Here is a 12,443-nt window from a genome sequence, read left to right as displayed (position 1 = left end):
TCTTGACCCATGGGAACAGGACTCGCACGATCCGCACTTCGCGGCCACCGCCCGGCCTTCGTGGGCACGACGGTGGCGGCGCTCTTCGCGGCGACGGTGGTGAGCGCGTCGACGACGATGATGTCGGTGACGGGCGCCGAGGGAGTTTCCGCCGAGGTGGGTGACATGGCGGTCGTCCTGTTGATCGGTTCCATCTACATGTCGATTTTCGTGGTGGCATCGACGATGGGCACGGCCGTGGCCCAGCAGCACCGGGAGCTCGCCCTGGTCCGTACGGTCGGCGCCCGCCCGCGCCAGGTGCGCCGCGCGGTCGTCGTGCAGGCGGTCGCGGCGGCCGTCCCCGCGGCGCTGGTCGGGTGCGTGCTGGGGGCGCTGCTCGCCCGCCCCTGGTTCGCCGGGATGCAGGCGTACGGACTGATACCCGCCGGGACGGTGCTGCGCTTCGGCTGGGTCACGCTGCCGGTCTGTCTGGGGGTGGCCGTGGTGACCTCGGCGGCGGCCGCCCTCCTGTCCTCCGTCCGGTTCTCGCTGCTCCGCCCCGCGCGGGCGCTGGGCGAGGCGACGGCGGGCCGCAGGGGCCTCGGGTGGCTACGGACCCTGCTGGGGCTGGTCGCGGTGGCGGGCGGCGCCGTGCTTTCCGTACTTCTGACGAAGGTGGCGTCCGACAAGGCCGGGCAGGCGTCGTTCGTGGTCCTGCTGCTGTTCTGTGCCGGGGCGGGGCTGCTCGGGCCGCGGGTCGTGGGTCCTGCGGCGTGGCTGGTGTCCGCGCCCGTCCGGCGGTTCGGCGCCGGCGCACGGCTGGCGATGCTCCATGTGCGCGCGCAGCCGCGCCGGTTCGCCGCCGCCGTGGTCCCGCTCGTGCTGATGACCGGCTTCGGCCTCACCAAGATCGGCATGCGGACGACGGCCGAGCACCACGGGGGCAGTGCGGGCTCCGCGGGCGAAGTCTGGCTCGACTACGTCGGCACGGGGCTGTACGCGGGCTTCGCCGCCATCGCCGCGGCGAACACCCTCGCGATGGTCTCCTTCGAGCGTCGCCGGGAGATCGCCCTGCTGCGGGTCGTCGGCACCCTGCCGGGCCAGATCCGGGCGATGGCCCGCTGGGAGGCGGTGATCGTGGCGGGGACGGCGCTGGTAATGGGCGGGCTGATATCCCTGGCCACGATGGCCCCGATGCTCGCCCAGGCCTTCGGCTCGCCCTTCCCGTACCTGCCGTGGCCGGTCCTGGCGTCCGTCGTCGGCGGCACGCTGCTGCTGGCCATACTGGCCACCGGGCTGCCGGTCCGCTCGGCGCTGCGCCGTCGCGCGATCACCGTGGTCGGCGCGACGGCGTGACAGCCGGCGGGTGTGTCAGTGCGGTGCGCCGCGCCAACCCGCCACCGGCAGTGCGAACTTGGCGACCAGCCGGTCGGTGAACGACGCGTGGTGCAGCCGCGCCAGCCGTACGGGTACGGCCCCGCGCCGGACCTCCACCCGTGCTCCCGAAGGCAGTTCGACGGTCCGCCGCCCGTCGCACCACAGCACCCCGTTGGGGGTGTGCGGCTGGACCTCGACGGCGAGCACCGAATTCGGCGACGTCACGAGCGGCTTCGCGAACAGGGCGTGCGCACTGATCGGCACCATCAGCAGCGCCTCCACCTCGGGCCAGACCACGGGCCCACCGGCCGAGAAGGCGTATGCGGTGGAGCCGGTCGGCGTCGCGCACACGATGCCGTCGCAGCCGAACCCGGTGACCGGGCGCCCGTCGATCTCCAGGACGACTTCGAGCATCCGCTCGGGCGAGACCTTCTGGACGGCGGCCTCGTTGAGCGCCCAGTCCCGGTGGACGACGTCGCCGTTGTTGTGCACGAGGACGTCGAGCGTCATCCGCTCCTCGACCTCGTACGCCCGTGTGACGACCCGGTCCACGACCTTGTCCAGGTCGTCGCGCTCGGCCTCGGCGAGGAAGCCGACCCGGCCGAGGTTGACGCCGAGCATCGGCACCCCGGACGCGCGGGCGATCTCCGCACCGCGCAGCAACGTACCGTCGCCGCCCAGCACGATCAGCAGCTCACAGCCGTCGAGCACGTCGGGGGTCGCCTCGACGACGGTCTCCACGGACGACGGCAGCGGCAGATCGACCGCCTCCGACTCCAGCAGCCGTACGCCCAGGCCGCTCTTGAGCAGCCCCTCGACGACGAGTTCGGCGCTGCGGATCGCCGCGGGCCGCCCGGTGTGCGCGAGCAGGAACACGGTGCGTTCCGCGGCCGGTTCGAGCACCCGTGCCGCCTCTGTCGCACCTGACGGTCCCGTCGTCCCTGTTCCGGTCGTCCCTGTTCTGGTCACCGAGGCCCCTCCGCCACTGCACGGTCAACATCCGCCGGGTCGAGCTCAGGAGCACCGGCCCTCAGCCACAAAAAGTACTCGACGTTCCCGGAAGGGCCGGGCAGCGGACTGGCCGTCACACCCTGCACTCCGAGCCCGAGTCCCCACGCCTGCCGGGCCACGTTCCGCACGGCGTCGGCCCGCAGCTCGGGGCTGCGCACCACTCCCCCGCTGCCGAGCCGCTCCTTGCCGACCTCGAACTGCGGCTTCACCATCAGCACCAGGTCGGCGTCCGGCGCCGCGCAGCGCGCGAGCGCGGGCAGCACCAGACCCAGCGGAATGAACGACAGATCGCCCACCACCACGTCGACCGGCGCCCCGTCGATCATCTCCAGAGTCATCTCGCGCACGTTCGTACGGTCCTTGACGGTGACCCGGTCGTCCGACTGCAGCGACCACGCCAGCTGCCCGTACCCGACGTCCACCGCGACCACGTGCCCGACGCCCGCCCGCAGCAGTACGTCCGTGAACCCGCCGGTGGAGGCGCCCGCGTCCAGCGCCCGCCGTCCCTCGACCTTCAGCCCCAGCGGGGCGAAGGCGGCCAGCGCCCCGGCCAGCTTGTGCCCGCCGCGCGAGACGTAGTCGGGATCGTCATCGTCCTGGAGCACCACCACGGCCGCGGCCGTCTCGACCTGCGTCGCGGCCTTGCTCGCCACCGCACCGCCGACCTTGACCCGCCCGGCGGCGATCAGCTGGCTCGCGTGCTCCCGCGAGCGGGCGAGCTTCCGCCGGACCAGCTCGGCGTCCAGGCGGCGGCGTGCCACTCCTGCCACTCTCGTTCAGCTCCTGATGTCGTACGGGGAAGCGGGGGGCGCCGGAGGTCCCGGGCGTACGTCGAGTGCGGTCAGCGTCTCGCGCAGCCCCCGGTGTACATCCTCGTACACCTCGATGTGTCCGTCCGCCGTGAGGTGGTCGACGTCCGAAAGACGCTCCAGCCGGGCGTCCACCTCGGGGCTCCCCGTCGCGCTGCGTACGACCCCGAGCGGCGCCGGGGCGGCCGGGTCGTACGCCACCATGCCTTCGGCCTCGCCCGGGTCGGCTGCCGCACCTGCCCCGGCGGCCGCACCTGCTTCGCCGTCCGCGGCGACAGCAGCACCTGTGTCCTCTGCGTCCATGGTCACGACGCTACCCCGAAGCCCTGCCGCACGGCCTGAGGTACGGTCGGCGTGATGGCGACCATGGAGGAGTGCCGCGCCGCACTCGACAAGCTCTCGGACAACCTCAGCGGGTCCGACCACGCGGGCGTGCGCAGCGTCGCCTCGTTCGACCGCTCGCTCAGCTGCCACCTGACCGACCTCGACCAGACCTTTACGGGCCGTTTCTCGGACGGCCGGATCAGCGTCGAGGACACCCTGCCGGGCCCGCCCCGCGAGCGCGCGCAGATCCGTCTCGCGATGACCGGCGACGATCTGGTCGCGATGGTCGACGGCGACCTGAACTTCGCGAAGTCCTGGGCCACCGGCCGGGTCCGACTGGAGGCCGGTTTCCGCGACCTCCTGCACCTCAGGAAGCTGCTCTAGCCACCGCGTCCACCGCGGGAGCCGCCGCGGCACGGGTCTTCCGCGCCGCCGGCACCACCAGCGGAGTCCCCGTCTCCGGGTCCTCGATGACCTGGCACTTCAACCCGAAGACCCGCTCCACCAGGTCTGCCGTGACGATGTCCGACGGCGCGCCCTCGGCGACGACCTTCCCGTCCCGCATCGCGATCAGGTGCGTGGCGTACCGCGCCGCGTGATTCAGGTCGTGCAGTACGGCGACAAGCGTGCGCCCCTGTGTCTCGTGCAGCTCCGCGCACAGGTCGAGCACATCGATCTGGTGCTGGATGTCGAGGAAGGTGGTCGGCTCGTCGAGGAGCAGCAGCGGCGTCTGCTGGGCGAGTGCCATCGCGATCCACACCCGCTGGCGCTGACCGCCGGACAGCTCGTCCACGTACCGCTCGGCGAGTTCGGCGACGCCCGTGGCGGCCATCGACTCCTCGACGATCCGCTCGTCCTCGGGCGACCACTGCCGCAGCAGCCCCTGGTGCGGGTAGCGGCCGCGGGCCACGAGGTCGGCGACGGTGATGCCGTCGGGCGCCACCGACGACTGGGGCAGCAGCCCGAGCGTCCTGGCGACCTTCTTCGCGGGCAGGGAGGCGATGGTCTGCCCGTCGAGCAGCACCCGCCCCTGCGACGGCTTCAGCATCCGCGACAGGGCGCGCAGCAGCGTCGACTTGCCGCAGGCGTTGGGGCCGACGATGACGGTGAAGGAGTGGTCCGGGATCTCGACCGAGAGGTCCTCGGCGATGATCCGCTCGTCGTAGCCGAGGGTCACCGATTCCGCGACGAGGCGCTGCATGGACGTCGTACTCCTCTGGTAGTTCGTGCTCGTGTCGGCGCCGTGCGGCGTCATGTCCGCACCGGCCCGCGTCATGTCCGCACCGGCCCGCGTCACAGCCGTACCGGCCCGCGTCATATCCGTCCCGCCTTGCGCTCCGTCACCAGCAGCCACAGCAGATAGCAGCCGCCGACCACGCCGGTCACCACGCCCACCGGCAGCTGCCGCTCGCCGAACGCCGACTGGGCCACCCAGTCCGCGACCACCAGCAGCCCCGCGCCCATCAGCGCAGACGGCACCAGGTTCGGCCCCGGCGCCCCGGTCAGCCGCCGTGCGAGCTGTGGTGCGCTCAGCGCCACGAAGGTGATGGGGCCGGCCGCCGAGGTGGCCACGCCCATGAGCAGCACGGCGCAGAGGATCAGCACGATCCTCGTCCGCTCCACGGGCACGCCCAGCGCGTACGCCGAGTCGCCGCCCATCTCCATCATGCGCAGCGCCCGCCCGTGCCCGAGCACCGGCGGGACCAGTACGAGGCAGGCGACGGCCAGCGGCACGACCTGCTCCCAGCCGCGCCCGTCGAGCGTGCCGGTGATCCACAGCACCGCCCGGGTGGCGTCCATCAGGTTGGCCTTGGTCAGCAGGTACTGCATGACGGCGGTCAGCATGGCGGCCGCGCCGATGCCGACGAGCACCAGCCGGTAGCCGTGCACGCCCCGCTTCCACGCGAGCAGGTACACCAGTACGCCTGTCAGCAGACAGCCGGCCAGCGCACCTCCCGCGACGGCCCAGCTGTCCCCCTGGAACAGCACGATGACCACGAGCGCCCCGACCGTCGCACCCTGGCCGAAGCCGAGTACGTCGGGGCTGCCCAGCGGGTTCCTGGAGATCGACTGGAAGATCGCTCCTGACAGTCCGAGCGCCGCCCCGACCAGCAGTGCGGTCAGCACCCGCGGCAGCCGCAGGTCGATGACAATGAACTCCTGGGCCGCCGCACCGTTCCCGAGCAGCGTCTGCACGACGTCGCCCGGCGTCATCGGGAAGTCTCCGCTGCCCACGAGGACCAGCAGGACCGCACTCGCGAGCGCCACCGCGGCGATCGCGAGTGTCGCCACGACCGCGCGTGCGTGGAACCGCATCGACAGCCCGCCGCCGAAACGTATCGCCGCAGGCTTCGCGGTCCTCGCGCCCGTGGCCTTGGTCTGTTGTTCCACTGTGCTCACAGCTGCCCCATCCTCCGACGGCGTACGAGGTGGATGAAGACGGGTCCGCCGATCAGCGCGGTCACGATCCCGACCTGGAGCTCGGAGGGGCGCGCCACGATCCGCCCCACCACGTCGGAGCCCAGCAGCAGTACGGGCGCGAGCACGGCCGCGTACGGCAGGATCCACCGCATGTCGGGGCCGGTGATGGCCCGTACGAGGTGCGGCACCATCAGCCCAATGAAGACGATCGGCCCGCACGCGGCGGTCGCGGCGCCGCACAGCAGCGTCACCGCGACCATGGCCAGTACGCGGGTACGGGTCAGGTGCACGCCCAGCGAGCGCGCGCTGTCCTCGCCCATCTCCATCGCGTTCAACGGCCGTGCGATCAGCAGCGCCAGCACGAGCCCGGCCACCATGAACGGCCACACCTTCCCCACGACGGCCATGTCCGCCGACGCGAGGGACCCCACGGTCCAGAACCGCAGCCGCTCCAGGGCTGCCGAGTCCAGCAGCTGTACGGCGTTGACGTACCCGAAGAGCGCGGCGGTGGAGGCGGTCCCGGCGAGCGCGAGCCGCACGGGCGTCGCCCCGCGGCTGCCCCCGAGGACGTACACCAGCGCGGAGACCGCTCCCGCCCCGAGGAACGCGAACCACACGTACCCGGTCAGCGACGTCACACCGAGAAAGCTGATCGCGGACACCACGGCCGCCGACGCTCCCGCGTTCACCCCGAGAATCCCCGGCTCGGCCAGCGGATTACGGGTCAGCCCCTGCATGACCGCACCGGCCGTGCCGAGCGCGGCGCCGGCGAGCACGCCGAGGATCGTGCGCGGAATCCGCACGTCCCTGACGATCACGTCGTCACCGGTACCGGAGTAGTGCACGAGGCCGTGCCACACCTCACCGACCGGGATCACCTTGGCGCCGACGGCAATGCTCGCCAGCACCACCAGCACCAGAGCACCGAGGGAAAGGAGCAGCCCGACGGAGCGCACGGCATTGCGCTTCCGGACGGTACGGGAAACGGACGGAGCGGAGCCGGGCTCCACGCTCTGTTCAGGAGGCCTATCAACCAACACCCAAGTAAGGCTAGCCTACCCTCCCCTCCTGCCCGCCCAGCGGCCACCACCCCCACGACCACCCCCTGCGACCACCCCTGGCCGCCCCACCCCGCTAGCCTCCCTAGCCTCCTTGGGCAGCGGGGCATTGTGCGGGTGCGGTGTGGCTGGGCGGTGGTCGTCGTGCGGGTGCGTCGTGGCTGATCGCGCAGTTCCCCGCGCCCTAACTGCCTGCCCCTTAGCCTCCTAGTCTCCTTGGGCAGCGGGGCCGCCCCCACCGGACTGCCCGCCGCACAGCCGTGACCGCCGCCTCACCACCGCGCGCTGCCACCCCCGTATCCGCGCACGCCGTCGCCACCCCGTCCGCCAACTCCCCCTGCACGCAACCACTGCCGGCCCCGACCGCGCCCCCTTGCCAAGCCCCCTCCCCGCCTACTCCAGTCCCGCCGCCTTCAACGCCTCCCCCATCTCCAGCCCACACGCCCCGTCCCCCGCCTCTGTCCACGCCACCGCACACAACGCCCGCAGCGCGTCCATCGGTTCGCCCTCGCCCTCCACCGCAAGCGCGCCCCCGCGCACCGAAGCGCTCCACCCCCCGCAGGTGAACTCCCCTTCCCCTTCCACCACTTCCGGCTGCCCCCGCAGCAACCCCCGCAGATCCGCGTCCACATACGTGGGCCGGTGCTTCGCCTCCGCCGACAGAACCTGCGCCGCGTCCGCCACACCGGTCAGCACCAGCAGCGAGTCGACACCCCCCGTGTTCGCCCCCTCGATGTCGGTGTCCAGCCGGTCCCCGACGACCAGCGCCCGCTTCGCGCCGGTCCGCAGGATCGTCTCCCGGTGCATCGGCGGCAACGGCTTTCCGGCCACCTGCGGCTCCGCGCCAGTGGCGATCCGTACGACCTCGACCGCGGCGCCGTTCCCCGGCGCGATCCCCCGCTCACTCGGAATCGTCAGGTCCGTGTTCGACGCGAACCACGGAACACCCCGGCGGATCGCATACGAAGCCTCCGCGAACCGGCTCCACGCCAGGTCAGGGCCGCCGTACCCCTGCACCACCGCCGCGGGCGAGTCGTCGGCGGAGTCCACCGGCACCAGCCCCCGCTCCCGCAGCGCGACCTTCAGTCCCTCTCCGCCGATCACCAACACCCTTGCCCCGGCGGGGACCTGATCGGCAATCAGACGGGCCACCGCCTGCGCGGACGTGATGACGTCGGACGCCTCCGCGGGGATTCCGAGTTCCGTCAGATGAGCGGCCACCGCATCCGGCGTCCGCAGAGCATTGTTGGTCACGTACGCGAGATGCATCCCGCCGTCCCGCGCCACTCCCAGCGCATCGGCCGCGTGCTCGATGGCCCTGCCGCCCGTGTAGACCACCCCGTCGAGGTCCAACAGCGCCGTGTCGTAGGCCTCGCTCAGCACTGTCCCGCTGCTGCCCGGACGGGTCCTGCTCTGCTGGTGGCTCATTCTGGTCCGCTCCTCGGTTCGCTGCTTCTCCCCCGATCATCACCCATCCCACCACCCCACTTACGATGCACCAATGAGCACACCAGGGCCGCCCGAGGACCACGGCCTGCGAATGGTCCCCCTGCGAGGACTTCGCTATGTCCCGGAAGAGGTCGGCAGCCTGGCCGCCGTGACTTCTCCGCCGTACGACGTCGTGGTCCGGCCGGACGGCCTGCTGCACCTGGAGTCCGCGGACCCGCACAACATCGTCCGTCTGATCCTCCCGCAGGCGGACACCGCACCGGCCCGCCACCGGCAGGCCGCGGAAACCCTCCGCGACTGGCTCGCCAGGGGCATCCTCGCCCCCGACGCCGAACCGGCCCTCTATCTGTACGAGCAGTCCCGCGACGGTCTCCTCCAGCGCGGCATCATCGGCGCGCTGGCCCTGTCCTCCCGTGAGGAAGGCGTCGTCCTCCCCCACGAGGACGTCATGCCGCACGTCGTCGAGGACCGTGCCGCCCTGATGCGCGCCACCGCCGCCAATCTGGAGCCCCTGCTCCTCACCTACCGCAGCGGTCCCGGCCCCTCCGGCACCACGGACACCATCGACCGCACGGCCGCCCGTCCGCCTCTCCTCTCCACCACCACCGAGGACGGCTTCCACCACCGCCTGTGGTCGATCACCGACCCGGCCGAGGTCGCCGCGGTCACCACGGACCTCTCCCACCACCAGGCCCTCATCGCCGACGGCCACCACCGCTGGGCGACGTATCTGCGCCTCAAAGAGGAGCACACGGGCGCCCCCAGCCCCTGGGACTACGGCCTGGTCCTCCTCGTCGACACTGCCCGATACCCCCTCCAGGTCCGCGCGATCCACCGGCTGCTGCACCGGCTGCCCGTCTCCGAAGCCCTCGCGGCGGTGGGCGATTCCTTCCGTATACGACGTCTGGACACGCCCCTCCCCGAGGCCCTCGCGTCGCTCGCCGAGGCAGCGTCCCGCGGCAACGCATTCCTCCTGGCCGGCGACGGCGCGTACCACCTCCTGGACCGCCCCGACCCGGGCCTCCTCTCCCGTACGGTCCGCGGGGACCGGCCGGAGGCCTGGCGCACCCTTGACGCGGCCGTCCTGCACGAGACCCTGCTCGCCCACGTCTGGCACGTCCCGGACGCCCCGGAGGACATCGCGTACATCCACGACACGGAAGCAGCCGTCGAGCAGGCCGAACGCCACAACGCCACGGGCGTCCTCATGCACCCCGTGCGCGAGGAAGTCGTCCGCGATCTGGCCCGCCAGGGCGTCACGATGCCCCGCAAGTCGACGTCCTTCGGCCCGAAACCGGCCACCGGCCTGGTCCTGCGCAGCCTCGACGTCAACTGACCTGCCCCGCACGGCACCTGAACGCAAAAGAGGGCGGCACCCCGGAAACCCGGGGTGCCGCCCTCTTCATCGCACTCAGCCCTTGTCGGCCTCACGCTCGGTCGCGCGCTCGGCGTCCACCGGAGCCTCGGCGTCGGCCTCGGCCGGAGCCTTGGTCTCGGCGTCGGCCTCGTCCCCGGCCGGGACCTCGGTCTCGACGGCTTCCGCCACCTCTTCGACCGCAGCCTCCTCGAACGGGGCCTCTTCCACGGAAGAAACCGTTTCGCTCTCGTCGCCCTCGTCATCGACGAGCGCGTCGACGAACTCGACACCGTCCAGCTCGGCGAGCCGGTCGGAGGCGTCGGTGCTGCCGTCCTTGTCCGCCTCGGCCGCCTTGGCGAACCACTCGCGCGCCTCGTCCTTGCGCTCCGCCGTCAGCAGGGCGTCGGCGTACGCGTACCGCAGCCGAGCCGTCCAGGGCTGTACGGAGCTGGACCCGAGCTCGGGACCCTGCAGCGTCACGATGGCGGCGTCGATCTGCCCCATGTCACGCCGCGCACCGGCCGCGACCAGCCGCATCTCGACCTGACCGGCCTTGTCCAGCTTCTTGACCTCGGGCTCGCCGGCCATGGCCATCGCCCGCTCGGGACGGCCGAGACCGCGCTCGCAGTCCGCCATGACGGGCCACAGCTCGACGGTGCCGGTCATCCGACGCGTCGCGCGGAACTCGGCGAGCGCCTCGGTGTACCGCTGGGTCGCGTACGCGGCGAAGCCGGCGGCCTCACGCACGGCGGCCACTCGCGAGGCCAGCCGCAGCGCGATGCGCGAGTACTCGTACGCCTCCTCGGGCTCGTCGTCGATCAGCTTGGCCACCATCACCAGGTTCTTGGCAACGTCCTCGGCCAGCGTCTTCGGCAGGCTCATCAGCTCCTGGCGCACGTCCGGGTCGATCTCGCGGCCGGTGACGTCGTCCGGGATCGGCAGCCGCTTGATCGGCTCCCGGTCACGGTCGTCCCGCCCACGGAAACCGTCGCGGTCGCCGCCCCGCTCATCGCGCGAGCCACGGTATCCACCACGGTCGCCGCCCCGGTCGTCACGCCCACGGAAGCCACCGCGGTCGCCCCCGCGGTCGCCGCTCGGCCGGTCGTCGCGACGCGGCCCACTGCTGGGACGGTCGTCGCGGCGGAACCCTCCACGGTCACCGCTCGGACGGTCGTCCCGACGCGGCCCACTGCTGGGACGGTCGTCCCTACGGAAACCTCCGCCGCGGTTGTCGTCACGCCGCTCGAAGCCACCGCCACTGGGACGGCCGCCACGGTCATCACGTCGGAAGCCGCCACGGTCACCACCGCGGTCGCCGCCCCGGTCGTCACGGCGCTCGAAACCGCCACGGTCACCGCTCGGACGGTCGTCACGGCGGAACCCGCCCCGATCGCCGCCGGCCGGCCGGTCGTCCCGACGGAACCCACCACCGCGGTTGTCGTCACGACGCTCGAAACCACCACCGGCCGGACGACCACCACGGTCGTCCCGCCCACGGAACCCGCCACGGTCCCCGCTCGGACGGTCGTCACGACGCTCGAAGCCACCACCGCTGGGACGGCCGTCACGATCGTCACGCCCACGGAACCCACCACGGTCGCCCCCGCGGTCGCCGCTCGGCCGGTCGTCGCGACGGAACCCACCGCGATCGCCACCGCCACCACGGTTGTCATCGCGACGCTCGAAGCCACCACCGGCCGGACGACCACCACGGTCATCCCGCCCACGGAACCCACCACGGTCGCCACCGCGGTCGTCACGACGCTCGGACCCGCCGCCGGCCGGCCGGTCGTCCCGGCGGAAGCCACCACCACGGTTGTCGTCGCGGCGGAATCCGCCACGGTCACCGCTCGGCCGGTCGTCGCGGCGCGGCCCGCTGCTGGGACGGTCGTCCCTACGGAAGCCACCACGGTCGTCACGGCGGTCGCCACCGGTGGGGCGGTCGTCGCGACGGAAACCGCCACGGTCGCCACCGGTGGGCCGGTCATCCCGGCGGAAACCTCCGCCGCGGTTGTCGTCACGACGCTCGAAGCCACCGCCACTGGGACGACCACCACGGTCGTCACGCCCACGGGAGTCCCCACGGTCGCCACCGGTGGGGCGGTCGTCGCGACGGAAACCGCCACGGTCACCGCCGCCACCGCGGTTGTCGTCACGACGGAAACCGCCCCCACCGCCGGCGGCCGGACGGCCACCACGGTCGTCACGGCGGTCGCCACCGGTCGGGCGGGCACCACCGGTCGGGCGGTCGTCACGGCGGAAACCGCCACGGTCGCCACTGGTGGGACGGTCGTCGCGACGGAAGCCACCACGGTCGTTGTCACGGCGGGGGCCGCGGTCGTCGTCACGACCACCGCGGTATCCGCCCCGGTCACCGCTGTCACGGTGACGCGGCTCGCGCTCCGGACGATCGTCAGGAGAGTTGGTGGACATGGGTGACTCCTAGTCTTCGGGCAACGCAGTCATTCTCGCGCAGTCGGCCATCCGACGCGCTTCGGGCAGAAAAACAAAAAAGGACCCTTGGCCCCAGCATGAACGCTGGGACCAAGGGTCCTTTTGAAAGATTGTTCGGCGGCGTCCTACTCTCCCACAGGGTCCCCCCTGCAGTACCATCGGCGCGGAAAGGCTTAGCTTCCGGGTTCGGAATGTAACCGGGCG

11 protein-coding genes, 1 rRNA gene and 1 pseudogene are annotated in these 12,443 nt (G+C 72.2%); 3 read left to right on the top strand and 10 right to left on the bottom strand.

All coding sequences use genetic code 11. The features are described from left to right. The first annotated feature begins 9 nt into the window (after positions 1-9). Entirely contained in the window at positions 10-1,335 is a 1,326-nt protein-coding gene (locus tag AB0D18_RS28140; protein ID WP_362424325.1) for an FtsX-like permease family protein, read from the top strand. Positions 1,336-1,350: 15 nt separating this feature from the next. Here AB0D18_RS28140 and AB0D18_RS28135 read toward each other — a convergent pair whose 3' ends face one another. From AB0D18_RS28135 to AB0D18_RS28125, 3 genes are all read right to left on the bottom strand, one after another. Then, the gene (locus AB0D18_RS28135; RefSeq protein WP_362424685.1) at positions 1,351-2,259 is read right to left on the bottom strand and encodes an NAD kinase; all 909 of its coding nucleotides are present in this window, start codon (positions 2,257-2,259) and stop codon (positions 1,351-1,353) included. A gap of 62 nt (positions 2,260-2,321) precedes the next feature. Then, the gene (locus tag AB0D18_RS28130; protein ID WP_362424322.1) at positions 2,322-3,137 is read right to left on the bottom strand and encodes a TlyA family RNA methyltransferase; all 816 of its coding nucleotides are present in this window, start codon (positions 3,135-3,137) and stop codon (positions 2,322-2,324) included. Positions 3,138-3,143: 6 nt separating this feature from the next. After that, positions 3,144-3,380, bottom strand: a complete 237-nt coding sequence (locus tag AB0D18_RS28125; protein ID WP_362424682.1) for a hypothetical protein — start codon at positions 3,378-3,380, stop codon at positions 3,144-3,146. A 153-nt stretch (positions 3,381-3,533) separates the two neighbouring features. Between AB0D18_RS28125 and AB0D18_RS28120 the strand changes: the two genes are divergently transcribed. Beyond that, complete coding sequence (locus AB0D18_RS28120; RefSeq protein ID WP_362424320.1) at positions 3,534-3,884, top strand: SCP2 sterol-binding domain-containing protein; 351 nt, start codon at positions 3,534-3,536, stop codon at positions 3,882-3,884. Here AB0D18_RS28120 and AB0D18_RS28115 read toward each other — a convergent pair. The 4 genes from AB0D18_RS28115 to AB0D18_RS28100 all read right to left on the bottom strand — a co-directional run bounded on the left by AB0D18_RS28115 (position 3,868) and on the right by AB0D18_RS28100 (position 8,407). Then, positions 3,868-4,701 (bottom strand): ABC transporter ATP-binding protein, encoded by an 834-nt coding sequence (locus AB0D18_RS28115; RefSeq protein WP_362424679.1) that lies wholly within the window; start codon positions 4,699-4,701, stop codon positions 3,868-3,870. The genes AB0D18_RS28120 and AB0D18_RS28115 overlap by 17 nt on opposite strands. A gap of 113 nt (positions 4,702-4,814) precedes the next feature. After that, complete coding sequence (locus AB0D18_RS28110) at positions 4,815-5,816, bottom strand: iron chelate uptake ABC transporter family permease subunit (RefSeq protein WP_362424676.1); 1,002 nt, start codon at positions 5,814-5,816, stop codon at positions 4,815-4,817. Between the two features lie 80 nt (positions 5,817-5,896). Further along, positions 5,897-6,877, bottom strand: a complete 981-nt coding sequence (locus tag AB0D18_RS28105; RefSeq protein WP_362424673.1) for an iron chelate uptake ABC transporter family permease subunit — start codon at positions 6,875-6,877, stop codon at positions 5,897-5,899. 495 nt (positions 6,878-7,372) lie between these two features. Continuing rightward, positions 7,373-8,407: an HAD-IIA family hydrolase gene (locus AB0D18_RS28100; RefSeq protein ID WP_362424317.1), complete on the bottom strand. Its 1,035-nt coding sequence runs from the start codon at positions 8,405-8,407 to the stop codon at positions 7,373-7,375. 73 nt (positions 8,408-8,480) lie between these two features. On the opposite strand from AB0D18_RS28100, the gene AB0D18_RS28095 reads away from it, so the two are divergent. Further along, complete coding sequence (locus AB0D18_RS28095) at positions 8,481-9,764, top strand: DUF1015 domain-containing protein (protein ID WP_362424314.1); 1,284 nt, start codon at positions 8,481-8,483, stop codon at positions 9,762-9,764. A gap of 75 nt (positions 9,765-9,839) precedes the next feature. Here the strand turns inward: AB0D18_RS28095 and AB0D18_RS28090 are convergent, their stop codons facing one another. The 3 genes and pseudogenes from AB0D18_RS28090 to rrf form a co-directional block, all read right to left on the bottom strand. Next, positions 9,840-10,682 (bottom strand): hypothetical protein, encoded by an 843-nt coding sequence (locus AB0D18_RS28090; protein ID WP_362424670.1) that lies wholly within the window; start codon positions 10,680-10,682, stop codon positions 9,840-9,842. Between the two features lie 117 nt (positions 10,683-10,799). After that, positions 10,800-12,161, bottom strand: a pseudogene (locus tag AB0D18_RS28085) (hypothetical protein); the annotation flags it as partial. Between the two features lie 190 nt (positions 12,162-12,351). Next, a 5S ribosomal RNA gene (gene rrf, locus AB0D18_RS28080) occupies positions 12,352-12,443 on the bottom strand; the annotation flags it as partial.

The sequence above is a fragment of the Streptomyces sp. NPDC048442 genome (assembly GCF_040651475.1).
Classification (GTDB): domain Bacteria; phylum Actinomycetota; class Actinomycetes; order Streptomycetales; family Streptomycetaceae; genus Streptomyces.
The sequence above is the reverse complement of the archived record's forward strand: the minus strand, read 5'-3'. Positions and strand labels throughout refer to the sequence as shown.